Origin of the sequence: Cohnella nanjingensis, assembly GCF_014212125.1 — a bacterium.
GTDB classification, from domain to species: domain Bacteria; phylum Bacillota; class Bacilli; order Paenibacillales; family Paenibacillaceae; genus Cohnella; species Cohnella nanjingensis.
On record NZ_JACJVP010000032.1, the window covers coordinates 201,525 to 227,218 of the forward strand.

General features: G+C 62.7%; 17 protein-coding genes. 14 read left to right on the top strand and 3 right to left on the bottom strand.

All coding sequences use genetic code 11. The annotated features are described in order from the left end of the window. Window positions 1–8: 8 nt before the first annotated feature. From H7C19_RS20630 to H7C19_RS20675, 10 genes are all read left to right on the top strand, one after another. Window positions 9–722 carry a GntR family transcriptional regulator gene (locus H7C19_RS20630; RefSeq protein ID WP_185670930.1) on the top strand — a complete coding sequence of 238 codons (714 nt, stop codon included), beginning with the start codon at window positions 9–11 and terminating at the stop codon, window positions 720–722. A 98-nt stretch (window positions 723–820) separates the two neighbouring features. Then, the gene (locus tag H7C19_RS20635) at window positions 821–2,584 is read left to right on the top strand and encodes a cache domain-containing sensor histidine kinase (RefSeq protein WP_185670931.1); all 1,764 of its coding nucleotides are present in this window, start codon (window positions 821–823) and stop codon (window positions 2,582–2,584) included. Next, on the top strand, window positions 2,581–4,140 hold the full coding sequence (locus tag H7C19_RS20640; RefSeq protein WP_185670932.1) for a response regulator transcription factor: 1,560 nt from the start codon (window positions 2,581–2,583) through the stop codon (window positions 4,138–4,140). Before H7C19_RS20635 ends, H7C19_RS20640 begins: the two co-directional genes overlap by 4 nt. A 95-nt stretch (window positions 4,141–4,235) precedes the next feature. After that, on the top strand, window positions 4,236–5,582 hold the full coding sequence (locus H7C19_RS20645) for an extracellular solute-binding protein (protein WP_185670933.1): 1,347 nt from the start codon (window positions 4,236–4,238) through the stop codon (window positions 5,580–5,582). Window positions 5,583–5,675: 93 nt separating this feature from the next. Further along, complete coding sequence (locus H7C19_RS20650; RefSeq protein ID WP_185670934.1) at window positions 5,676–6,551, top strand: carbohydrate ABC transporter permease; 876 nt, start codon at window positions 5,676–5,678, stop codon at window positions 6,549–6,551. 13 nt (window positions 6,552–6,564) lie between these two features. Further along, a complete protein-coding gene (locus tag H7C19_RS20655) occupies window positions 6,565–7,392 on the top strand; it encodes a carbohydrate ABC transporter permease (protein ID WP_185670935.1) in 828 nt (275 codons plus the stop codon). Between the two features lie 37 nt (window positions 7,393–7,429). Then, window positions 7,430–9,355 (top strand): beta-N-acetylhexosaminidase, encoded by a 1,926-nt coding sequence (locus tag H7C19_RS20660; protein ID WP_185670936.1) that lies wholly within the window; start codon window positions 7,430–7,432, stop codon window positions 9,353–9,355. A 303-nt stretch (window positions 9,356–9,658) separates the two neighbouring features. Beyond that, entirely contained in the window at window positions 9,659–10,987 is a 1,329-nt protein-coding gene (locus H7C19_RS20665; RefSeq protein WP_185670972.1) for an ABC transporter substrate-binding protein, read from the top strand. Window positions 10,988–11,063: 76 nt separating this feature from the next. After that, on the top strand, window positions 11,064–11,945 hold the full coding sequence (locus H7C19_RS20670; RefSeq protein WP_185670937.1) for a carbohydrate ABC transporter permease: 882 nt from the start codon (window positions 11,064–11,066) through the stop codon (window positions 11,943–11,945). After that, window positions 11,942–12,772: a carbohydrate ABC transporter permease gene (locus H7C19_RS20675; RefSeq protein ID WP_185670938.1), complete on the top strand. Its 831-nt coding sequence runs from the start codon at window positions 11,942–11,944 to the stop codon at window positions 12,770–12,772. Before H7C19_RS20670 ends, H7C19_RS20675 begins: the two co-directional genes overlap by 4 nt. A gap of 58 nt (window positions 12,773–12,830) precedes the next feature. Here the strand turns inward: H7C19_RS20675 and H7C19_RS20680 are convergent, their stop codons facing one another. The 3 genes from H7C19_RS20680 to H7C19_RS20690 all read right to left on the bottom strand — a co-directional run bounded on the left by H7C19_RS20680 (window position 12,831) and on the right by H7C19_RS20690 (window position 19,557). Then, window positions 12,831–14,408, bottom strand: coding sequence for a response regulator (locus H7C19_RS20680; protein ID WP_185670939.1), 1,578 nt, complete (start codon window positions 14,406–14,408; stop codon window positions 12,831–12,833). Between the two features lie 11 nt (window positions 14,409–14,419). After that, window positions 14,420–16,213, bottom strand: a complete 1,794-nt coding sequence (locus H7C19_RS20685) for a sensor histidine kinase (protein WP_185670940.1) — start codon at window positions 16,211–16,213, stop codon at window positions 14,420–14,422. Between the two features lie 110 nt (window positions 16,214–16,323). Continuing rightward, window positions 16,324–19,557, bottom strand: a complete 3,234-nt coding sequence (locus tag H7C19_RS20690) for a glycosyl hydrolase (RefSeq protein WP_185670941.1) — start codon at window positions 19,555–19,557, stop codon at window positions 16,324–16,326. A 173-nt stretch (window positions 19,558–19,730) separates the two neighbouring features. Between H7C19_RS20690 and H7C19_RS20695 the strand changes: the two genes are divergently transcribed. From H7C19_RS20695 to H7C19_RS20710, 4 genes are all read left to right on the top strand, one after another. After that, the gene (locus tag H7C19_RS20695; protein WP_185670942.1) at window positions 19,731–20,597 is read left to right on the top strand and encodes an AraC family transcriptional regulator; all 867 of its coding nucleotides are present in this window, start codon (window positions 19,731–19,733) and stop codon (window positions 20,595–20,597) included. A 128-nt stretch (window positions 20,598–20,725) separates the two neighbouring features. Then, window positions 20,726–21,706 (top strand): 2-hydroxyacid dehydrogenase, encoded by a 981-nt coding sequence (locus H7C19_RS20700; RefSeq protein ID WP_185670943.1) that lies wholly within the window; start codon window positions 20,726–20,728, stop codon window positions 21,704–21,706. 19 nt (window positions 21,707–21,725) lie between these two features. Further along, window positions 21,726–22,781: a sorbitol/xylitol/iditol dehydrogenase GutB gene (gene gutB, locus H7C19_RS20705; protein WP_185670944.1), complete on the top strand. Its 1,056-nt coding sequence runs from the start codon at window positions 21,726–21,728 to the stop codon at window positions 22,779–22,781. A 21-nt stretch (window positions 22,782–22,802) separates the two neighbouring features. Further along, window positions 22,803–25,508, top strand: a complete 2,706-nt coding sequence (locus H7C19_RS20710) for a family 78 glycoside hydrolase catalytic domain (RefSeq protein WP_185670945.1) — start codon at window positions 22,803–22,805, stop codon at window positions 25,506–25,508. Window positions 25,509–25,694: the final 186 nt, after the last annotated feature.

A 25,694-nucleotide genomic window follows, 5' to 3' on the forward strand; every position in this document is an offset into this window, starting at 1 on the left:
AGGCGCCCATGAAGCTGTCCCGCAACCAAAAACCGCTGTATCTGCAGATCATGAACATCCTGAAGGACCGCATCCTCCACGGCGTCTACCCGGTAGGGACGAACATCCCCTCGGAGCCGCAGCTCGAACAGGAATTCCAGGTCAGCAAGATCACGGTCCGCAACGCGATCAAGGAGCTGACCCGGGAAGGCTACCTGGAGACGGGCAGCGGCAAAGGGACGAAGGTCATCCGCAATACGTCGTCCTCCAAGCTGTCCAAGCTGAAGCGATTCACGGAAGTGCTCGTGGAAGAGGGGCACCGCATCCGCAAGCAGCTGCTCCGCGTGGAGGTCGTGGACAACGAAGCGGAGACGGAAGCTTATCGGCTGTTCGGAGAACGCTGCCTGCGCATCGAGCGGGTGTACCATCTGAACGAGGCGCCTTACATCCACTACACGCACTACCTGACGATCGGGGTGGCGGGGATGGATCTGACGGACCTGAGCGCCCAATCGCTGTACGGCCTGCTGGAAGAGCAGGACGTGACGCTGGCGAAGTATCGGGACGAATTCTCCGTCGAAGCCGCGCCGGCGCCCGTGCGGGCGGCGCTGCGGGTGGACGAAGGGGCTTGCCTGCTGAAGCGCACGCGGTATTCCTACGACGCCGAAGGCGCGCTGGTGGAACTCAGCCAAGGCTATTATCATACGGAGATGCACAAGTACGTCGTCAACTACGACGTATAGGTAGATCCGAACGGACGACTCCCTCTGCATCGCGGGGGCTATGGGACCACCCGTAGTCTGGCGGCGGCAGGGGGAGTTTATTATTGCGGAGGTGCGCCATGATCGAATGGTTCCGGAGATCGCTCAAGCGCAAGATCTCGATTCTGCTGCTCGTCTCGATCTTGTTCCCCCTGCTGTCGCTCGGCTTCTTCTCTTACGTCATGGCGTCCAATCTGACGGAGGAGAAGGCGAAGCAATCCGGGATGAGCGTGCTGCGGCAGCTCGGCACCAACCTGGAGTTCACGATGCGGGATATCGAGAACATGTCGCTTTTCCTGATCGGCAACAAGGACGTTCAGCTCTACCTGCGGAGTCCGGAGGAGGAGGCGGCCATGCAGCAGACGCGGATGATCGAATTCATCTCCAACCTGACCTATTCCAAAAACTATATCTCCGACATGACCATCTATCCGGACAGCGGCGCGGTGCCGGTGTCGAGCACGACGATCTTCGCGACGGATCTGCCGGACATCACGCGGACGCAGCCGGAATACTTCGAAGCGCATCCGTCCTGGTGGACGCCGCTCTACCGGTCGAGCACGGCGGCCGGGCAGAAGCGGGTCATCTCGCTCGTGCGTCCGATCCGCAACCTGAATTCGTTCCGTCCGCTCGGCAAGCTCGTCATCAGCCTGGACGAGAGCGTCGTGGCGCGCATGCTGCAGCGGTCCGGCATCGAGGGCGGCGGCTATCTACTGTTGGCGGATGCCGAAGGGCACGTCCTCTCCGGCTCGATGGAGCGGCTGCCCGCGACGCTGGACGAGGTGCTGCCGGGCTTGCCGCCGATCGAGGAGGCAGAGGGGGCCGTGGACTACAATCAAGGGCCGCGCCGTCTCACCGTGCTGTTCCGCTCGCTCCCGATGGCCGACTGGACGCTCATCGAAGCGATCCCGGCCGCCGAGTACAAGGCGCAGAACCGGTATGTGCTCGCGCTGACGGCGGGGGCGGTGGGCGTCGCCCTGCTGGCGATCGCCGCGCTCGTCATCTTCTTCGTCCAGCGGATGACGCGTCCGCTCCGCATGTTGACGGACTTCTTGAAGAACACGGATCCCGAGAAGCCGATGCAGATCTATCCGGTGGAATCGATGGACGAGGTCGGGCAGCTGGTGCGCAGTTATAACAAGCTGGGCGGACGCATCGAGCGGCTGACCGAGCAGGTGAAGCTGACCGAAGCCGCGCGGACGGAAGCCGACATGCTGGCGCTGCAGGCGCAGATCAATCCCCATTTTCTGTACAATACGCTGTCTTCGATTCATTGGATGGCGCTCATGAAGCAGGAGCACGACATCGCCGAGATGGTCGGGAACTTGAGCGACTTTCTCCGGTTCAGCTTGAACCAGGGCGCGCAGTTCTGCACGGTGGAGCAGGAGATCGCCCACGTACGCCACTATGCGAACATTCAAGCCATCCGGTACCCGGATCAATTCGAGATTCTGTTCGCCGTCGATCCGGAGCTGAACGGCAAGACGATGCTGAAGCTGCTGCTGCAGCCGTTGATCGAGAATGCGCTCGCGCATGGCGTTCAGAAAAAGGCAGGCAAAGGCACGATCAGCGTGCATGCGAGCTTGCAGGGCGCGCTGATGACGTTCGCCGTCGAGGATACGGGCATCGGCATCGAACCGGACAAGCTGCAGCGGATCGTCGCGCGGCTGAACGAGCCGGAGGCGCCGGATCTGACCGCCAGGGACCACTATGGGCTGCGGAACGTTCACCAGCGGCTCCTGCTGCATTACGGCGCAGATGCGGGTCTACTGATTGAGAGTACGGCAGGCGCAGGGACGCGCGTCTCGTTCACGCTGCCGGTCACGGAGGGATCGCCGACATGAAGGTCATGATCGTAGACGACGAAGTCATCATCCGCAACGGACTGAGCACCGTCATCAAATGGGAAGAGCTCGGCTTCCGCCTGCTGCCGCCGGCCGCCTCGGCGGAGGAGGCGCTGGCGCGGTTCCCGGAGGAGCAGCCGAATATCGTCTTGACGGACATCCGCATGACCGGCATGGACGGGCTCGCGCTGTCCGCCGAGATGAAGCGGCTGCTGCCGGACACCGAGATCATCATCCTCACCGGATACGACTCCTTCTCCTACGCGCAGCAGGCGTTGCGCGACGGCGTCAACGACTACCTGCTCAAGACGAGCCGTCCCGAGGAGATCATCATGGCCGCCATGAAGGCCAAGCAGCGCCTGCTCGAACGCTGGGCGTCCCGCAGGCAGGAGAGCATGGGCCGCTCCGCCTTCCGCGACAGCCTGCTGGAGCGGCTCTTGACGGAAGAGCGCCCGTCCGCGGCCGCCGAGTCGGTCTCCGAGCTGCTGCCGGGCTTGCGCCCGGACGCCGGCGCCTACCAGGTGATGATCGCCGCCGCCTCGGGATGGGGGAGCGCGCCCGCCGACCGATCGCTGGCCCAATTCGCCGTGGCGAACATGACGCAGGAGCTGATCCCCTGCGAGACGCTGCTGCGCAAAGACCATGTGCTGATCGTGCTGAGCCGGCCGAACGACGGCTGCCGGACGGAGCAGGTCGAGGCCGAGCTGACGCGCATCAGCCGGAAGCTGAAGTGCCGGCTGTTCGCGGCGGCGGGCTCCTGCGTGGCGTCGCTGCAAGGGCTTCGGCAGTCGCACGCGGAGGCCGCGTTCGCCTTCGCGTTCCGCTGGATCGCCGGCGAAGAGGCGCTCATCCCTTACGACCGGGTGGCCGGCCGCAAAGGCGGGAGAGCGTTCTGTACCCAAGAGGGAGAGGCCCGGTTGATCGCGATGCTGAAGACCGGCAGCGTGATCGAGCTCCGGCGCTGGGTGGACGAAGCGATCGGCGCCCAGCTCGCGGACCCGGAGGTGACCCCGGACTCTCTGCAGGCGTATATCCACTCGGTCGTCCTCTCGGGGCAGCGCTGGGTCGAGCGGATGATGCAGGCGCTCGGCGAAGACGCGTCGGCCGACGAGCAGCTGCGGCACGAGCCGCCCGACCGCGACGGCCGGCCGCAGGAGGCGCTGTTCGGCCGGCTTCAGTCCGTCATGGAGCTCTATCGGGAGTTCCTCTCGGGCGAGCGGGTGTCGTATATCAAGCGGGCGGTCGCCTATATCCAGACCAACCTCGATAAGAGCCTGACCTTGCAGCAGGTGGCCAAGCACGTCCATCTGAACCCGAGCCACTTCAGCGAAGTGTTCAAGCGCGAGACGGGCTGGACCTACATCGACTTCGTGACGCGGGAGCGCATCGCCCGCGCGAAGGCAATGCTCGAACAGTCCCCGGCGAAGATCAGCGAGATCGCGGGCAGCGTCGGCTACGAGGACGTGAAGTACTTCAGCCAACTGTTCAAGAAGCTCACGGGACAGACCCCTTCGGAGTACCGCCAAAAACCCGATGGTTCTCCCCCCTCCTCCTAATGGATGTCCCCTGCCCATCGCGGCGGGGCGACTCTATACTGAAGTTGTTCCACCGCAAGGCGACATCGAACTTCAATCAGGAGGGGTAACATCGGATGAAGAAAAAGACAGGGGCGCTCGCCGCTCTCACGTTGTCGGCGTCGCTGGCGCTGGCCGGTTGCGGCAGCGGCGGCAAGGAATCCGGAAACGCAAACGCGAATAACGGGCAGGGCGACGGCAAGGAAAAGGTCACGCTGTCGCTCTGGCACAACTATACGGGCGACGATCAACGCGCCAAGACGATGCGCGCCATCGTCGAGCAGTACCAGAAGGACCATCCGAACGTCGAGCTCGACATCCAGGCGATTCCGCCCGACGGCTACCGGACGCGGCTGAAGACGGTGGCGGCGGCCAACGAGATGCCCGATCTGTTCGTCATGTGGCCAGGCGTGATGACGAAGGAGTTCCAGGCCGGCGACTTGATTCAGCCGATCAACGAGCTGCTGGACAGCAAGACGGAGTGGAAGAACAACTTCCTGCCCGGCTCGTTCGACGGCTTCACGATCGGATCGGACATCTATAGCGCGCCGATCGCGCTGTCGCCGACGTCGATTCTCTACTACAACAAATCGATCCTCGATGCGAACGGCCTGCAAGTGCCGAAGACGTGGGACGACCTGCTGAAGGCCGTCGAAGTGCTCAAGAGCAAGAAGATCACGCCGATCGCGCTGGGCAACAAAGCGGCTTGGCTCGCGCAATCGAGCATCTTCAGCTCGCTGGCCGACCGCGTCACCGGGACGGAATGGTTCCTGAAGGCCGCGTCGAACGACGGCGCGAAGTTCACGGATCCCGAATTCGTGAAGGCGCTGACGTACTTGCAGGATCTGCAGAAGGCCGGCGCGTTCCAGGACGGGTTCAACGCGCTCGACAATACGCAGATGGAGCAATACTTCGCCCAAGGCAAAGCGGCGATGATGATCGACGGCGGTTGGGCGCTGACCAACCTGGCGGCCACGGCGTCCCAGGACGCGATGTCCCAGATGGGCGCCGCCGTCCTGCCTTCGATCCCGGGCGGGAAGGGCGATCCGAACACGCTGTCCGGCGTCGTCGGCACGGGTCTCGGCATGGGCAAGAAAGTGTCCGGCGCGAAGAAGCAGGCGGCCTACGATCTGCTGTACGCGATGGCCGGGCCGGACGCGCAGAAGCGCGTGCTGGAGAGCAACCAGCTGGTCAGCTACAAGGTCGATCTCGACAAGAGCAAGGTCACGCCGATCTTCGCCGAAGTGTACGCGCTCGTCAATAGCGTGAACAGGACGCCCGTGTACGACGGGGTGCTGTCCTCCGCCGTCGCGGACGAAGTGAACAACGGCCTGCAGGATCTGCTGATGGGCGGCAAGCCGGAGACGATCGCGAAGAAGATCCAGGACGCCCAAGACAAGTCGACCCAATCGGATAAGAAGTAAACATCATCGCATGGGAAACGCGGTTTCGGATCTCCTCCCGCGGAGAGCCGAAACCGTTTGATCCCGTTGCCCGAAGGAAAGGGAGGGGGCGTCATGACGTCTACCGGCCGAGCTAGAGGATTTATCGCGATCGCGCTGCTCCCCGCGCTGCTCTTGTTTCTGTTTTTCGTCATCGTTCCGATCTTCTGGTCCGCGTATTACGGCTTCTTCGACTGGAAGGGCATCGGGTCGGCCAAGTTCATCGGGTTCGGCAACTATGCCGAAGTCATCCATGACCCCGTGTTCTGGCGGTCCTTCAAGAACAACATGCTGATCGTCGCGGCGTCCGTCTTCGGCCAGGTGCCGATCGCGCTGGTGCTCGCGCTCCTGCTGCTGCGCAACGCCTGGATTCATAAGTTCATCCGCACGTCCGTGTTCATGCCGATGGTGCTGTCGTCCGTGGTCGTCGGCATTATCTGGGGCTACATCTACCACCCGGAGATCGGGATCTTGAACTTCCTGCTCGACCGCCTCGGGCTCGCTTCGTGGAAGCGGCAATGGCTGTCCGATCCGAGCGTCTCGATGTATTCGCTGATGGTTCCGATCATCTGGAACTATATCGGCCCTTATCTCATCCTGTTTCTCGCCGCCCTGCAGAATATTCCCAGCGAGATGGACGACGCCGCCAAGATCGACGGGGCCCAAGGCTCCCGCAAGCTGTTCTCCATCACGCTGCCGCTCATATGGGACACGATCAAAGTCGCGGTCGTGCTCTGCATTTCCGGAAGCCTCAAAGCGTTCGACCTGATCTACATTATGACCGGCGGGGGACCCGCGCACTCGACGGAGCTGCTCGCCTCCTACATGTATAACAACACGTTCTCCATCTATAGATTTGGCTATGGCAGCGCCGTCTCCACGACGATCATCCTGATCAGCCTCGTCCTGATCGCCGGCAGCCAATATCTGATGAAGAGAGACAACAGGTAAGGGGGGACCGTCCATGCAATTGCGCCATTGGCGGAACGGATTGACGAACGGTCTCATGACCGTTTACGCGCTCGTTACGCTGTACCCGCTGTTCTGGCTGTTCATCAGCTCCGTGAAGTCCAACGAAGAATTTTATTCCCGGCCGTTCCGGTTTCCGACGACGTGGCACTGGGACAGCTTCTCCCGCGCGTGGAAGATATCCGACATGGGAACGGGCATGTTCAACTCCGTCATCGTGACGGCCGTATCCCTCGTGCTCACCTTGGTCGTCGGCGCCCTGGCCGCGTACGTGCTGTCGCGCTTCCAGTTCCGGCTGAAGTGGCTCGTCATGGGGGTGTTCCTGCTCGGGATGCTGATCCCGATTCATAGCACGCTCGTGCCGCTTTTCATCGTCATGAACAAGATTCATCTGCTGAATACGTACGGCGCGCTCATCTTCCCTTACGCGGCCTTCGAGCTGCCGATCGCGATCTTCATTCTCCAGGCGTATATGAATACGTTCCCGAAGGAGATCGAGGAGGCGGCGTTCATCGACGGCATGGGCTACTGGGGCATCTTCGCCAAGATGATGCTGCCGCTGTCCGCCCCGGCGCTGTCGACGGTCGGGATTCTGGCGGTGCTGCGCTTCTGGAACGACTTCTCGTTCGCGCTCGTGTTCATCAGCAAGCCGGCGCTCAAGACGCTGCCGCTCAGCTTGTCCATGTTCGCCACCGGGTACATGACGGACTACCAGCTCACGATGGCCGCCTTGGCGATCGCGGTCATCCCGACCATCGTCGTGTATCTGATCTTCCAGAAGTCCATCATGCAGGGCATGGTCGCCGGCGCGGTGAAAGGATAAACCGTTCGGCACGGCATAACGACGGGAGGATAACGAGTTGAAGCTGCGATTGGAGGGAGACCTGGCGGATCTGCGGCCAGGCATCGAAGCGTTGGCGCCCGAGCTCGGCATCGCGCCCGCGGACAGGGACGGAACCGTCGTCCGCGTGGCGGCTTCGGCGTCGTCAGAGACGCTCGAGGTCGGCATGGCGGAAGGGGAAGCGTATATCCGTTACGGACGGAAGCATCAGTTTTTCCGCGGCCTCGGCCTGCTCGTACAGCGTCTGCGCGAGGGCGCGGACGAGCCGTTCGTCATCCGGGAGCGGCAGCAGTTCGACCGGATCGGACCGATGTTCGATCTGAGCCGCAACGGGGTGCTGACGCAGGACGCGTTCGAGCGCTTGCTGAACAAGATGGCCTTGATGGGCTTGAATTCGGTCATGCTGTATATGGAGGATACCTACGCCATCGAAGGCGAGCCCTACTTCGGCTACATGCGCGGACGCTATACGCAGGCGGAGCTCAAGGCGATCGACGACTATGCCGACCGGTTCGGCATCGAGGCGTTCCCCAGCATCCAGACGCTCGCGCACCTGGAGGAGTTCCTGAAGTGGGAGCCGGTCTCGCACTACCGGGACACGAAGGGGGCGCTGCTGGTCGGCGACGCGCGGACGGACGCGCTGATCGCGCGCATGGTTGCCGCGGCCAGCGCTCCGTTCCGCAGCCGCCGCATCCACATCGGCATGGACGAGGCGGAGGAGCTCGGGCGCGGCAAGTACTTGGACCGCTACGGCTACGCCGAGCGGTTCGACATCATGACGGCGCATCTGGACAAGGTGCTGGCAGCCGTGCGCGACCAAGGGCTCGAGCCGATGATGTGGAGCGACATGTTCTTGAAGCTGGCGTCCGACAGCGGCAGCGAATACTACGACGCGGAAACGGCGATACCGGAAGAGATGGCGCGCCGCGTGCCCCGGGACGTCGCCATGGTCTATTGGGACTACACGCATATGGACGCCGCGGATTACGAGAAGCAGATCGCGAACCACCGTCCGCTCGGCAGCCGGCTCGTCTTCGCCGGCGCGGTGTGGATCTTCAACACGTTCGGCGTCAACTACGGCTTGTCGCTGAACGCGTCGGACGCCGCGCTCCAGGTGTGCAAGAAGGAAGGCATACGCGAGGCGTACGCGACGATGTGGGGCGACGACGGCAACGAGGGCAATCCGTTCGCGGCGCTGCTCGGCCTGCAGCTCTACGCGGAGCATGCGTATTCGGCGGACAAGCCGTCGCGGGCGCAGGTGGCCGCGCGGGCGAAGTTCTGCACCGGGATCGACGCCGAAGCGTTCCTGCTGCTGAAGGACTTGGACGAGGTGCCCGGCTCCGAGCCGGACAATCGCAGGCAGAGCAATCCTTCGAAGTTCCTGCTGTATCAGGACGCGCTGCTGGGGTTGTTCGACAAGCAGATCGAAGGCTTGGGGCTGGCCGCGCACTACGCCCGGCTGGAGGAGCGCATCCGGCAGAGCCGGACGCCGGGCGCGGCGCTGGACGAGATCTTCGAGGTGCCGCAGCGGCTGTGCGCCGTGCTGAAGCGCAAGAGCGAGCTCGGCATCGCGCTGAAGCGCGCGTACGACGCCAAGGACTGCGACGCGCTGCAGCACGCGGCGACCGTGACGCTGCCCGCGATCGCGGAGGCGGTGCGCGAGCTGCGCGCCGCGCATCGCGCGCAGTGGATGCGCATGTTCAAGCCGTTCGGCTGGGAAGTGCTCGACATCCGCTACGGCGGCGTCGCGAACCGGCTGGAGTCGGCGTCGCTGCGGCTGCTCGACTATGTCGAGGCGCGCATCGACCGGATCGAAGAGCTGGAGCAGGAGCGGCAGGTCTACAGCTCCGCCAACCGGTTCAACCAGCGGGGCACAGGCTGGTGCAGCTACTACTATCGCATGGCTTCGCCGAACGTGTTCTACCATGTGGTGAATCCGTTCTGATGCTTTGCGTTTCGCATTTTCTTACGACCGCTTCCCCCGAGAGGGAAGCGGTCGTTTTCATTATGTCCGCCGCGCGGTCAAGCCGGGAAGGGGGCGGCGCGAATCCCGCGCGAAAGCGACATTCGCCGGCGCGAACCGGAAGGGCGTCGGGACTTCGATCTAAAAATAGTGTACCGTAAATGCTAAACTTAATGCACTCCGCGCGAGGTTAAGATAAACACGTGCAAAGCAGACAGACACAGGCCTAATCGCAACTATGCAGAACAAAGACATCAGAGCAGGGGGATGGATTCGTTGAAAAAAATGAAAACGGTTGTAGCAAGCGCGGCGGCGCTCACCGCGTTCGCGGCGGTCTTAAGCGGATGCGGCGGCTCCGGATCGAACGATACCGCGGGCGGCGCGTCCGGCGGCGAAGGCGCCAAGGACAAGAAAGTCACGCTGACGATGCTCGTCTCCGGGAACAAGGCGGCGGACGGGCAAGACTTCGAGCTCGACGTGCTGCCGAAGATGGTGCACGACAAGTTCCCGAACATTACGCTCGAAGTTCAGAAGCTGCCCGACGACCAGTACAACACGTCGATCAAGACGAAGCTGGCCGCCGGCGAAGGCCCCGACTTCTATCGCATCTGGCCGAGACTGGGCGGCGGCGCGAGCGTCATCGACCTGTCCAAAGCCGGCTACCTGGCGGATCTGTCGGATCTCGGCTTCATGAACAACATCAGCGCCGGCGCCAAGGAAGATATGTCCTATGACGGCAAGATCTACGGCATCGCCAAGGGCATCGACATGCTCGGCACTTACTACAACAAGGACTTGTTCGCCAAAGCGGGCATCTCCGACATTCCGCAGGACTGGGACGCGTTCCTGGCGGCTTGCCAGAAGCTGAAGGACGCGGGCGTCACTCCGATCGTCATGGGCGACAAGGATCCATGGTGGATTCAATTCGGCGCTTACCAGTTGGCCGCGAATACCGTCTACGCGGAAGACAAGGAGTTCGACGTCAAGCTGCAGGCGGGCGAGCAGAAGTTCACGGATCCGAAGTGGATCAAGGCGATCGAGATGTACAAAGAGCTGTACGACAAAGGCTACATCGCGAAAAACACGCTCGGTCTCGGCGGACCGCAGGCCACCCAGATGTTCGTAGACGGCAAGGCGGCGATGACCTTCGACGGCACGTGGGACTATCCGACGCTGACGGCCAAAGGCGCGGCCGACTTCGAACGCGGATTCTTCCCGCTGCCGGGCAACGCGCCGGGCAAGCCGGTCTGGCAAGCGGTCTCGACCGCGGCGGGCTGGGGCGTCAACGCCAAGACCAAGAACCTGGACGCCGTCAAGGACGTGCTGAACTACTGGTTCGACGACCAATCGGATCTGTTCCAGGAGTGGGTGAAGCTGAATCCTTCGATCAGCGCGTTCAACGGCGTGCCGCTCACCAATGAGCTGTACAAGCCTTCCTACGAGCTTTATCAGAGCTCCGGCAATTCCATCTACTTCGCGAACCAGATGTGGCCGAACGGCGTAGCCGACATTCTCCAGGTCAAGTTCGGAGAGATCATCGGCGGTCAGCGTACGACGCCCGAAGACGTCACCAAGGCGATGCAAGAGAAGTTCGACCAGCTCTGGAAGAAATAATCGAAACGACGATCGCTTGTCCCCGGGGGCCCGAAGAGGCCCCCTTCCAATTCGATCGGGAAAGGAAACCCACCTCATGAACTCAGCGGTATTGAAGAAGACGATGTATTGGTTCGTCGTCCCTGCCTTGCTCATGTATCTCGTCTTCTGGATCTACCCGATCCTTAAGCTGTTCCAGTACAGCATCTCGGACTACAACGGCTATGTGCAGCAATTTAATTACATCGGCTTCGACAACTTCAAGCAAGTGTTCAAGGACGGCATCGTCGGCACGTCCTTGTCCAATACGTTGATCTATACGGTCATTTTCGTCGTGTTCAGCAATGCGATCGCGCTCGGATTGGCTTTTGTCCTGAATATGAAAATACGAGCCACTGGCCTTTATCGTACAGCCGCCTACATCCCCACGCTGTTCAGCGCTATCGTCGTCGGCTTCATCTGGAGCTACGTGTACATGCCGGAGAGCGGCCTGATCGCGAGCGTGATGAACTGGCTGGGCATGAACGGCTCGGATCTGAACCTGCTCGGCAGCTACGGCTCCGCCTTGTACGCGATCTCCGCCGTCGAGGTGTGGAAGCATATCGGGACGAGCACCGTCATCTATCTCGCGGGCCTGCAGACGGTGCCGCAGGATCTGATCGAAGCGGGCAAGATCGACGGCGCGAGCAGCTGGAAGATCACGCGGTTCATCCGCATTCCGCTGCTGGCCACCTCTATTACGATTAACGTGACGCTGAGCGTCATCAACGGCTTGAAAGCGTTCGACTATCCGTTCATCATGACGAACGGCGGTCCGGGACGGGCGACGAGCACGCTGCTCGTCGACATCTTCCGAATGGCGTTCAAGGAACAGCAGTTCGGACTCGCGTCCGCGCTGGCCGTCATCTCCTTCGCCGTCATCATCCTCATCACGACGCTCTTCGTGACCAGACTGAACAAACGGGAGGTGTCGGCGTGAATTCCGCAGCCAAGAAGACGCTTGTTCACATCGGGGTCTCCCTCGTGGTTCTGGTGAACCTGCTGCCGCTCATCATCGCGCTGTCCAGCTCGCTCCGATCGGTCAAGAACATGACCAATCCGCTCGTCCTGTTCAACGAATTCACGCTGGAGAGCTACCGGGCCGCCTTCACCAAGATGCACTTCCTGCAGGCGCTCCTGAACAGCGTCATCCTGACGGTCGTCTCGGTCGTCGTGGTCGTCCTGTTCACCGCGATGGCGGCGTATCCGATCGCCCGCATGAACAATCGCATCAGCAAGTTTCTGTATCTCTTCTTCCTCTCCGGACTCGTCGTGCCGAGCCAGATGATTATCATCCCGATCGTGCAGACGATCCAGGGGCTGCATATCCCGAGCTCCCAGTTCACGCCGATCCTGATGTTCATCACGTGCAGCATTCCTTTCTCCTCGTTCCTGTACACGGGCTTCATCAAGAGCAGCATCCCGCTCGAGGTCGAGGAGTCCGCGCTCATGGACGGCGCCGGCCTGCTCCGCCGGTTCTGGCAGATCGTCTTCCCGCTGCTGCTGCCGGTGACGGTCTCCGTCATCATCACGCAGGGCGTCTGGATCTGGAACGACTACTTCTTCAACATGATCTTCATCTCGAAGACGGCGCAATCCCCGCTGCCGCTCGCGATGCTCGGCTTCCTCGGGGACCAGACGAACCCGACCGCCTGGAACGTGCTGTTCGCCGCCTGCTTCCTGTGCGCGCTGCCGCTCCTCGCCGTCTTCGCCTTCCTGCAGAAGTACTTCATCGGCGGACTCACGGTCGGCTCCGTCAAAGGCTGATCTCGCCGTCGATCTCCGAATTCCTTCCTAACGCAAGACACGACAAACGGGCCTATCCTTAGGCCCGTTTGTCGTCGTCCGCGGCAAGCAGCCGATATTCCTCCGGCGTATAGCCGGCTACCTTCTTGAACACGCGGAAAAAATATTTGGGATTGTCGTAGCCGAGCGCTTTGGCGATCTTGTACACCTTGTCGTCGGTCGTCCGGAGTAGGATCTTGGCCCGGTCCATGCGGACCTTGTTCACGTAGTCAATGAAGTTGACGCCTGTCTTCTCCTTGAACAGATAGCTGACGTAGCTGGGATTCAGGAAGAAGAGCGACGCGATCTTCTCCAGCGTGAGCGTTCGGTCGTAGTGGCGCTCCACGTACGTCCGGATATTGTCGACAAGCTGGTCGGAGGCGTACGCGCTCCGCTCCCGCAGCATCGCGGCGATGTCGGGCAGCAACTGGAGCAGGTAAACGCGCAGCGACTCCGAATCGAACGAGGTCCGGAGCACGACCTCGAAGCTGGAGGAAGCCGGCGGTCCGCCGGCGACCGCCAAGGTGCGCTGAAGCAGCTCCCGCGCCTCGTGGACGAGGATGCGGCACGTCTCCTTGACCTCGGCCAGCGTCAGCCCGGACATCTCCCGCAAGTCGTCGAACAGCTTGCCGATCCATTCGGCGACGCGCGGGACGTTGCCGGATTCGAGGAAAAAGACGAGCTCGTCCATCGGCTCCCAGGCGACGGCATCGGCGGCCGGCCGTCCGCCGGCATAGCGGGCGACCGCGGGGGCGTCCCCGGCCGCGGGTCTGGCGTCCAGCGCCGCGACCGTCTCCCGGTAGGCTTCCTCCAGGCGGCGCCAATCGGTCTTGGCGCCGCTGATGCCGATCGCGGACCCGGCCGGCAGATGGCCCAGCACGAGATGCGCCGTCCGCTCCGCATAGGCCGCTTCCTCGTCTCCCCGCATCCGGTCCGGCAGCGGGAGGAGGAGGAGGAGGAAGCCCATGCGGTCGTGATGCGCATGCGGGACGTAGAGCGCGTCTGCCGGATCCGTCCCGGCCGGCTCCGCGGGCAGCCGATCCGGCGCCGTCAGCGTCAGCAGCGCGTACCGGGCGGCGTCCGGCAGCGAACGCAGCCGGCTGGACCGCATGACGGGCGCTTGATCCGCGCGTTGGATGCCCAGGATCAGATGGCACAGCGTCTGGAGGTCGGCGGCGTAGCTGAGCGCTTCCTTCTCGCTCTCGCTGCGGGCCATCTGCGCCCGCGCGGACCGCTCCGTCTCCAGGAGGCCGACGGCTTTGCGCAGCGTCTCCTGGATCTCGTCCCGGCTGAACGGCTTGAGCAGATAGCCGACGGCTTTGGCGGAGATCGCTTCCCGCATGTACTCGAAGTCCGAATAGCCGCTGACGACGATGATCTTCTTGTCCGGGAAGTCCGCCTGCAGCAGCTTCAGGAACGACTTGCCGTCCATCTCCGGCATTCGCATGTCGGTGATGACGATGTCCGGGTCGGCGCTCCGGATGAGCGCGAGGCCGTCTTCGCCGTTGTCGGCTTCGCCCGCGAACGCCAGCTCGCTTCCGATTTCCGTCGCGCGTATTTTTTTCAGCATGCCCCGGCGGATGAGCGCCTCGTCGTCGACGATGATGAATGTGTACATGATGTTCACCTCTACGCGGATTGGGGGACGTCGACGATGACCTTCGTCCCTTTGTGCGGTTCGCTCTCGAGCGTCAATCCGTATTCCGGCCCGTAATAGAGCACGATGCGGGAATGGACGTTTTTGAGCCCGATGCTGTATTTGTTGCGGTGGCCGAGCTCGCTGAAGGCGGGCGGCTCGCGCAGCAGGCGCTGCAGATCGGCCAGCTGTTCGGGCGACATTCCGATGCCGTCGTCCTCGACGACGAACCGGATGCGGCCGTCGGCCGCGGTCGCGGCGATCGTGACGCAGCCTTTGTTCCGCGTGTTCTCGAGGCCGTGGTAGAGCGCGTTCTCGATGATCGGCTGGAGGATCAGCTTCAGAATCCGCAGGGAGCCGATCCCTTCCTGGATATCGAACCGAAAGTCGATCTTGTCCTCGTAGCGGATCTTCTGGATCGTCAGATAGTTGGTCACATGAGCCAGCTCCTCCTCGATCGCGACGAGCTCGCTCTCGGTCTTGATGCTGTAGCGGAACATGTCGCCGAGCGCCTTGGTCATGACGGCGATGCTCTCGACCTCCTCGATCTCGGCGATGCTGTTAATCGACTCGAGCGTATTGTAGAGGAAGTGCGAATTGATTTGCGCTTCAAGCGCTTTCATCTGGGAGTCCAGCGTGATGAGCTTGTTCTGGTAACTCTCCTTGATGTGCTCGTCGATGTCCCGGATCATGCTGTTGTATTCGTTGTAGAGAATGCCGATCTCGTCGGTTCGCGCCAGATGCTTCTTGGTCGTGACGAGATTCAGGAACTTGTTCTTGCGCATCGTGCGGCTAAGCTCGATGATCGGCTTCGTGATCAGCCGCGAGAGGATGACGGACAGCAGCAGGAAGATGGCCGCGCAGGTGAGCGAGATATAGAGAATCAGCTGCTTGGACACGCCGTACTGCTTGTACAGCTCGGAGAGCGAGATCGAGGCGACGATCCGCCAATCGTTGTCGGGGAACGGCTTGATGACGGTCAACGTCCCGTTCTCGGTCTTCTCGATCGTCTCGTTCGCCCGGCTCGCGATCATCCGGAGCGTCGCGTCCGGCAGCGGCTGGCCGATCTTGCTCTGATAATTGTCGTAGAGAATCGTGCCCTTGCCGTTCACGAGAAACATGTTGGTCATGTTCGGCACGATGTCCTTGTCGATGCCTTTGAAGATATCAAGCCCGCAGTCGAGCATCAGCACGCCCAGCAGCTTGTGCGTGTCCGCGTCGTAGAGCGCCCGGGAAAAGGTGATCGACGGCTTGGCGTTGATGATGAACGGCTTGGTGTCGGCGTCGCTGATGTACAGTCCGCCGCTCTTGTCCAGCGTCCGCCGGTACCATTCGTCTTGCAGCGGCTTGTAGTCCAGCACGAGATCGGTGCCGATCCCGTAGCTGATCGAATTGCCGTCGGGCAGGAAGATATAGATGCCGTTCAGATAGCTGTTGCTAAGCACGAGATTGTTGAAGAAGAAGAGCATGTTCGTCCGGGCGACGAACAGATCGTATGGGGTAATATCCGATTTGTTGTTCAGCTTGTTCAGTTCCTGAGCGACGGTCGTGGCGCCTGGCTGGGTGGAGAACTGCTGGAACGTCAGCGTGATTCGGTCGATATTCTGGAAGATCTGGTCGATCCGCTCGACGGTGCTGTCGATATTGTTCGTCGAGACGAGGGAAACCTGCCGGCCGACCAGCTTGGTGTAGCTGTCGTAGCTCGCGATCGTGACGATGAAGACCGGGATGATCGACACGGCGAGGAAAACGAAGAACAGCTTGGTTCGAATGTTGCGGTAGATCATGATGCCTCCCCCTGTAAGCGCTGTCCTAAAGATAGTATACCATATGCTAGCGCGAAAGGAACAAAAGAAGAGCGTCTGAGGGACGCTCTTCTTATTCGCAAAAGCGGAGATTACTGGCGGAGGGCGGCTTCGAACCGCAGAGGCTCCCCGGCGCCGTAGCCGACGAGATCGTAAAGCTCGGCGGCCGGCCGGCCGTACTTCGGCGCCTTCCGCCACATGTTCGGCCAAGCGGTGCGGCGGCTCCGGTCGGGATCGTGGTGCGGGCCGAACAGATTCTTCAATCCCCCGCAGACGCGGAGCGTCACTTCATGGGTGCCGGCGGCGAGATACGGCGCGAGGTCGGCCCGTCCGCCGTCGTCGATGCCGATCAGGCCGACGCGGATGCCGTCGACGAAGAGCGAGCAGGCGGTCGCCTCGAGGTCCTCCGGGAGCACGGCCAAGACGGACGCCGCATCCCGCGGAACCTCGAGCGCGTACCGGTAGCGGAACGCGCCCGGGTAGAACGGATAGCCTTGCCCGGTCCAGGCGCCGAGGGCGACCGGCTTCGGCGCCTCCAGCCGCCACGCGCCGTCCGCAGATCCGACGGCGAAGGCGCCCCGGAGATAAACCGGCTCGACTTCGAGACGCACGTCGAAGCGGGCCGCCGTCAACGTTAGCGTGTTGGCGCCTTCGCGGAGGAACGGGCGAATGTCCGCGGCCCCGTGGTGATGATCCAGCCACGCTTCGCCGGGCAGCCAGGCGGCCGGGCGTCCGTTGACCTCCAGCGCGTAGCATGCCGTCCGTTCGGCGACGAGATAGAGCGGTTCGTCCGGCAATCCGGCGCCGGCGTCGAACCGGTAGGTCGCGGAGAAGCCGCTGCCCTCGCCGAACGCGTTGCGGTCCAAGATGCGCCGCTTGAACTGTACCGAGTTGTCCCACGGGTTCTGGTTGAAGCCGCGGTGGCGGAACAGCGCGTGTCCGGCTTCGATCGTATTCATGTCCTTATAGGTTTTGCCGTCTACCGAGAGATCGCAGTAGTCGATGACGAGCACGTTGGGCTCCTCGGGCTCGACCGCCAGCAGTGGCGCGGAGAGCGGACGTGTCTCCGAAAACGGCTGCGCGTCTCCGCCGGCCTTCGTACCGTTCGCGAATTTCGCATATCCGGCGGCCGTCGTCCCGCTCATGGATGTCGCATTCTCGTCGGCGGGCGCGTCCGCTTCGGGCACGCGGCCGACGACGAGGAGGAGCGACTCGTTGCGGTTCAGCCGCATCGGCAAGCCCACGCCGAATGCGGTGCGGGCATAGGCGACCGATTCGGTCTCGCCGTTCCACGGATTCCATTTTTCCAGCCGGCCGCCTTCCAGCTCGACGAACGATTCGTACGCGCCCATGCTGTGGTTGACGAAGAAGTACACGGTTAACCCGTCATCCAGCTCGCGGCGCATATGCGCCATGCCGAGCGGCCACGGCGAAGCGCTCTTGATGCGCTTGGGCAGCGTCCGCGCCAGCTCGCGCTCCAATCCCGGCCAGCCGTCGACGCTGCGGTAGCCCGGCAGCGCCGCGAGCGCCCGGTAAGCCTCCGGCTTCCGCTCGCCTTCGATATAGGGGCCCGGCTCGCCCGCCGCCAGCACGATTCCGCCGGCGCCGAGGAACGCCTGGAGCAGGTCCATCGTCGAAGCGTTCAAGTTGCGCGTGTCGCCGGAGACGACGACAATGCCGTATTCCTGTTTTCCGACAGCAAGCCGGTCTCTCCGGACGCGGCCGTGGCGCTGCATGATGAACTCGTCGCCCAGATCGAAATCCCACTGACCGGCCGTCAACGCTTGCAGCATCGCCAGGTACGATCGCATATCCGGATTCAGCGGCGGCTTGTTCCACATGATGTCCGAGTCCTCTTCCTCCTTCGGCACCAGATATCCGGTCGTGGTCGGATGCAGCACGAGGATGCGCTGCTTCGTCGCGCCCTGGGAGAGGAGGTAGGAGACGCGGCCGTTGTAGTCGTTCATACCGGTATAGTCTTCCCACCAAGGCTCGCGCCAATCGAACGATTGCGGATGATCGCGCTTGCGCGCGCCGGCCGTCGTCGTAAGCGTATAGTGCGGGTTGAGGAAGTTGATGCCGTGGACGAAGAGCCAGTCCCCCATGCGCTTGTAGTCCTCCAATGCGGAATCCCAGCCGCCGGCGCCGTAGGCTTCGCAGAGAACGCGCGTCTTGCCGAACTGGTTGGCCACGCTCTTCGCTTCGAGCAGCGTCACGAGCAAGTCGTCCGTTGGCTTGTCCCGCAGCGGGCTGCCGAGCAGCAGATCGATCGCCGGCCATTGGAAGTATTCGTAGGCCGACATGATCGACGGCGAGACCATCATGCCGCCGGCGAGCGGCCAGAAGTTCTCCAGGAAGTGCCCGGTCCATGCTACGCCGTGTTCTTCGCACCAACGGGCAATCGGCTGAATGGAGTTCTCCACCCAGAGCTCCCGCACGGTGCAGTAATAGTCGTAGCGCACCTTGACGGGGTCTTTGACATAGCCGTCGTACGGCACGTTCTTGAACAGCGCGGGCAGATGGTCGAGCAGATGGTAGCCGCGGCGCTTCTCGAATTCGGCGGCGAACCAGTAGCTGAAGGGCAGCTCCGTCTTCTTGACGTTGTAGATGCCGCTCCCCGTTACGGCCGGCTCGTCGGTGAAGATCGCGGGAATCCGGCTGCCGAAGTCGGCGCCGAACCGCGCGTAATACGCTTCGTAGGTGCTCTTCAGGAAAGCCTGGGTCACTTCGGGACGCATCATGTCGACATAGGCGAATCCGCCCAGCCAAGACATCGTCTGGGGCGGAACGATCTCAAGCGAGAGGATCCATTCGCCGTGCAGATGCCATTCCTCCTGGGGGACGTCGGTCAAGTCGCGGCGGATCGCGGACAGCTCCCGGCCGTTCTCCGCGACGGACACGGCATAAGCCCGCAGGAAGTTGCTGTTCACGACCCACTTCGGCGCGGACCCTTGGCCGTCCCGGAATCGGGCGATCGATTCGATCCGGTACGTCACGGACGTCGCGAGACAGTCGGGCAGCTCGGCAGGGACATGTCCGCCCGCGAAGCCGGAAGGATAGGAATTCTCGTCGTAGATATACAGCTTCAGATCGAGCCGCTTGGCGGCATCCAGGGCATAGGCCCACTTGTCGAACCAGTCTTCCGACAAATATTCGGTGACGAGTCCCGGACGCGGGTGCACGAATGCGCCGCCGAACCCATGGTTCTTCAGCTCGCGGAGCTGAAAGTCGATGACGGACTCCGACATCTCGTCGTTCCATACCCAGAGCGGAGCGGTACGGTACGCGGGGGGCGGGGCGCGGAACGGATCTAGCAGATGGGTCATGATTAACACACTCCTATGGGCAATCTTGGTTTCTTGCAGAAGGTTCATTCGCTCGAAAACGGGATCAAATGCGGCGAATAAGCTTGTACAAGAGTATGATATAAGGAAAACCACCTTGCCGGCATCCGATGATGTTGCTCAAAAATCCAGTATTCGTGCTAGGAGGGAACATGGTGAATATCTTCGAGGATCTGGACCGGCTCCGTTCCGCGAGCCTGGTGGCATCGCCATCGGCGTTTGCCAGATCCAGCTTGATCTGCGTGCAATTCGCCGGTCATTACTTTACGAATCCAGGCTATTCGATCGAGCGGGCGCACTTGGACTCTTATCTGCTGGTCTGCACGCTGAACGGCAAAGGATATTTGACCTACAGGGGGAAGACGCATACGCTCGGCCGAGGCCTGGGCTTCCTCATCGACTGCAGGGAGGCGCATCTGTACCGAACCGATCCGGAATCGCTCTGGGAGTTCGCCTGGGTGCATCTGATTGGGCAGATGGGGCAAGATCTGGCGGCGCAGTTCTTGAAGCAGGGGGAGCCGATCTTCGAAGACGGGGACGGGCGAATCGCGGACGGCATCCGTCAGGTGCGCGAGCTGCAGATGAACCGGGACGAACGGTCGGATCTGTCGAGCTCCGCGCTGCTCGTCCGGATGTTGACCGACGTGCTGCTCTCCGCCGCGGGACAGCGATTGAACGAGCCCATGCCCGCCTGGATCGATGAGATCAAGACGTATCTGGAGTCCCGGATCCAGGACGGCGTCCGTCTGGACGATCTGGCCGGCCGGTTCGCGGTGAGCAAGTACCATTTGTCCCGGGCGTTCAAGCGGCATACCGGCTACAGTCCCTATGCGTATCTCATGAACCTGCGGATGTCCGCGGCCAAAGCGCTGCTGAAGACGACGGATCTTAGCGTGGAAGCCATCGCCTACCGCGCCGGTTTTACGAACGTCACCCATTTCATCCAACTGTTCAAAAACCGGGAGCGGGTGACGCCGCTGCAGTTCCGCAAAGCTTGGCAGGGGAATCCCGGACGCGCTTAAAAATCCGCATCTAAAGATAGTGCACCCAAATCGCCAAAGGAAATGCACCCGTCCCGCAGTTATGATAGCGATAGGCACGGCTGGCAAGTCCCATTCCTTTCAATCCGAAAAAGGTGGTTCGAATAGAGATGACAAAGCCCCGCGTACTCCTGTTGAAAAAGCTGCCGGACGAAGCGATGCGCATCATCGGCGCGCACTGCGAGATCAAGGCGTACGACGAGAAGCGGATCGAGACCCGGGAAGGGCTGCTGGAGCTGCTGTCGGACGTCGACGGCTTGCTGCAGACGGACGTGCGGATCGACGCGGAGCTGCTGGCGAGCGCTCCCCGTCTCCGGGTGGCGAGCAATCAATCGGTCGGCTACAACAACTTCGATCTGGCGGCGATGCGCGAGAGAGGCGTCGCGGGCACGCATACGCCTTACGTCCTCGACGATACCGTCGCGGATCTGGTGTTCGCGCTCCTCTTGTCCGCGGCCAGGCGCGTCCCCGAATTGGACCGGCTGGTGAAGCGGGGGGATTGGGGGCGAGACGGGGCGCAGGCGGAAGACCACTTCGGCATCGACGTGCACCATGCCACGATCGGCATCATCGGCATGGGCCGGATCGGGGAAGCGATCGCCAAGCGGGCGGCTCTCGGATTCGATATGCAAGTCTTGTACACCAACCGCAGCCGCAAGCCCCGGGCCGAAGAAGCGTACGGCGCGCAGCGCCGTCCGCTGGAGGAGCTGCTGCGGGCGTCCGACTTCGTCGTGCTGATGACGCCGCTGACGGCAGAGACGCGCGGCATGATCGGCGAAGCGGAGCTCGCCTGCATGAAGCCGACGTCGGTCTTCGTCAACGCGTCCCGCGGGCCGTTGGTGGACGAATCCGCGCTCGTCCGGGCGCTGACGGAGAACCGGATCCGCGCCGCCGGCCTGGATGTCTACGCGGAGGAGCCCGTCGATCCGAACCATCCGCTCCTTCGCTTGCCGAACGCGGTGACGCTGCCCCATATCGGGTCGGCGACGGCCAAGACCCGCTACGACATGGCCATCGCGGCGGCCAACAACCTGGTAGGCGGACTCCTCGGAGACAGGGACGTCCATCTGGTTCCCGAGCTCCAATCTTAACGACGAAAGGTGATTCCTCATGCATATTCCTGAAACGATGAAAGCGGCGGTCATGACGAAGCCGCGCGAGATCGTCGTCGAAACGCGTCCGGTGCCGGAGCTGAACGGCGACGAAGTGCTCGTCAAAGTCATGGCGGTCGGCGTATGCGGTTCGGACGTGCACTACTACGAGCACGGCCGAATCGGCAACGCGATCGTGAAGAACCCGATGATCCTCGGCCATGAATGCGCGGGCGAGGTCGTCGCCGTCGGCGGCGCCGTGTCTCGCTTCCGCGGCGGGGAACGGGTGGCCATCGAGCCGCAGACGACTTGCGGGCGCTGTCCGGCTTGCAAGTCGGGCAAGTACAATCTGTGTCCGGACGTCGTCTTCTTCGCCACGCCGCCGGTCGACGGCGCCTTTGCGCAGTACGTCAAGGCGAGGGAAGACTTCCTCTTCCCGATTCCCGATCATCTGCCCTATGAAGAGGCTTCGCTGGTAGAACCGTTCTCCGTCGGCATTCATGCCGCCAACCGAACGGGATTGAAGCCGGGCGCCACGGTCGCCATCATGGGGATGGGCCCCGTCGGATTGATGGCCGTCGTCGCCGCCAAAGCTTACGGCGCGAGCCGGATCTTCGTCACCGATCTGGAGCCGATCCGTCTCGAAGCCGCCCTGCGGCTGGGCGCGACGCACGCTGTCAACGTCCGCGAACGGGACGCGGTCGAAGCCATCCTGGCCCGGACGGACGGTCTTGGCGTCGATGCGGCCTGGGAGACGGCGGGCAATCCGAAGGCATTGCAATCCGCGCTGCTATCCGTGCGCCGAGGGGGCAAGCTGGCCGTCGTAGGACTGCCCATGCAGGCCGAGATTCCGTTTAACGTCCACGCCATTACCGACCGCGAGATCGATATTTACGGCGTGTTCCGCTATGCCAATACGTATCCTAGCGGGATCGCGTTTCTGGCGTCCGGCATCGCCGACGCCGCGTCGCTCATCACGGACCGCTATTCGCTCGAACGGACGCAGGACGCGCTGGAGCGGGCGCTGAACAACAAGAGCGGCAGCCTCAAGGTTATGGTCTACCCGAACGCCTAATTGCAAAGGAGAGCCGAACATATGGCGGATCTAAAGCTGGATTCATTGACATGCGAATATCGGAAAAACCCGCTCGGAACGGACGCGAAGCGGCCCCGGTTCGGCTGGAAGCTGATCTCCGAACGGAGAGGCACCGTCCAGCAAGCTTACCGCATCCAGGTTGCGGGACCGGACGCGGCATTCGACGCGCCGCTCTGGGACTCGGGCAAGGTCGCATCGGAACAATCCATTCAAGTGGCGTACGCGGGTCCCGAGACGGCGTCCCAAACCCGCTACCATTACCGCGTACGCGCGTGGGACAACTTCGGCCGGGAATCGGACTGGAGCGAGACGGCTTGGTGGGAGACCGCGCTGTTCGCGCCGGACGAATGGAGAGCCCAATGGATCACGCCGGATCCGGCCGCGTTGGATCCGCAGGCGAAGGAAGCGTTCCTGCTGCGCAACCGGTTCGAGACGGCGCGGCCGGGCATCCGCTCCGCGCGGATCTACGCGACGGCCGCGGGCGTCTATGAGCTCTATCTGAACGGCCAACGCGTCGGGGAGGACTTGCTCGCGCCCGGCTGGACGAGCTATCGCCACCGGCATCCCTATCAGACGTACGACGTGACGGAGCAACTGCGCGAAGGCGCGAACGGGATCGGCGTCCTGCTCGGCGACGGCTGGTACAAAGGGGAGCTGACTTGGCTCGGCACGCGGAACATCTACGGAGACCGCCGCGCGGCGCTGGTTCAGCTTCATATCCGCTACGCGGACGGCACCGACCAATGGGTCGTCTCCGATCCGAGCTGGAAGTCTTCCGCGGGCCCGATCGCGTGGTCCGAATTCTACGCGGGCGAACGGTATGACGCCCGACTGGAGAAGGACGGGTGGAGCGAGGCCGGCTGCGAGGAAGCGGATTGGTCCGGCACGGCGGCGGTCGATCTGCCGTTCGGGCATCTGGTCGCGCAGGAGAACTGGCCGACCCGGGTCACGGAGACGATCCGGCCGCGGCAGCTTCTCCGCACGCCGGCCGGAGAGACCGTGCTGGATCTGGGGCAGAACCTCGTCGGACGAATGCGCCTGACGGCGGACGAGCCGGCGGGCGCGGTCATCCAGCTGCGGCATGCGGAGGTGCTGGACCGGGAGGGCAACTTCTACGTCGGCAATCTGCGCAAGGCGGATCAAGCCGTCGAATACGTGGCCCGTGGCGGCGGTCCGGTGTCGTACGCGCCGCACTTCACGTTCCAAGGCTTCCGCTACGTGAAGGTGGAGGGACTCTCCCACCTGACGGAGGAGCAGCTGATGAAGGGCCTCGTCGCGGAAGTCATCCACTCCGACATGGCGCCTACAGGCGCCTTCGTGTGCTCGGATCCGATGGTGAACCGGCTGCAGCAGAATATCGTGTGGGGACAGCGGGGCAACTTCCTCGACGTGCCGACGGACTGCCCGCAGCGCGACGAACGGCTGGGCTGGACGGGGGATGCGCAGGTGTTCGCCCGGACGGCGGCGTTCAACTACCATGTCGGCCCGTTCTTCGCCAAGTGGCTGCGCGACCTGAAGGCCGACCAGCGGCCGAGCGGCAGCGTGCCGTACGTCATCCCGAACGCCTTGGGCGACTACACCTCGGAGATGTGGGGGGACGAGACGTACACCTCGTCGGCTTGGGGAGACGCAGCGACCGTCGTGCCATGGACGATCTACCAGGCATACGGGGACGATCGGCTGTTGGACGAGCAATACGGCAGCATGAAAGCCTGGGTCGAGTTCATCCGCCGCCAAGGCGAGGACGAGTTCGCTTGGGATACGGGCTTCCAGTTCGGGGATTGGCTGGCGCTGGACGCCCATGAAGGCAGCTACTTCGGCGCCACGCCGGGCGAGCTGGTCGCAACCGCCTACTACGCGCTCTCGACCCGGCTGCTCCGGGACGCCGCTTCGGTGCTCGGCAAAGCGGACGACGTCCGCGAGTACGATAGCCTGTGGCGCGGCATCGTCGCCCGTTTCCGCGAGACGTTCGTCTCCGCGGACGGCGGCATGAAGGACAAGACCCAGACGGCGCATATCCTCCCGCTGACGTTCGGGTTGGTCGAGGGCGAGGTCCGCGCGCGGATCGCCCGCGATCTGAACGAGCAGGTCGTCGCGAACGGCTACCATCTCAGCACCGGATTCGTCGGCACGCCTTATCTCTGCCTCGCCTTGTCGGACAACGGCTATCACGAGACGGCGGTGCGGCTGCTGCTGCAGGATACGTACCCGTCCTGGCTGTACGCCATCACCAAGGGCGCGACGACGATCTGGGAGCATTGGGACGGCATCAAGCCGGACGGCACGTTCTGGTCCGACGACATGAACTCCTACAACCACTACGCCTACGGCGCGATCGGCGATTGGATGTACCGGTACGTGGCCGGCCTGGACATGGACGAGACTTCCGCCGCCTACAAGCGAATCCGGATCGCCCCGCGGCTGGGGAACGGAGAGCTGACTTCCGCCGAAGCGTCCTTGGACTCGCCCTACGGGCATTCGGCGTCGAGGTGGCAACTCGAGGGGCGGCAGGCGACGGTGGAGGCGACGATCCCGGCCAACGCCGGCGCGGAAGTGATCCTCTACGGCGCGAAGCTGGCGACGGTGAAGGAGAGCGGAAGCGAGCTGGGCGAGGCCGCGGGCGTTCATGGGTTCGCGGAGACGGCGGAAGGGGTCCGGGTGTCGGTCGGATCCGGCCGTTATCGCTTTACTTTTGAGCGGGGCTAAAGGGATCGGTCAGCGGAGACAGATATGCGGAAGCGGAAATAGCGCAGTTGCGCGGATGAACGGCCTCAAGCAGTGTATGATAAAAGACCGCAATCCAAAGGCGATGCCTTCGGATTGCGGTTTTGTTTGTTTTTCTGGAGGAGGAACTGAGGCCATGCGGTCTGGTCAACGGGTTCCGAGAACCGG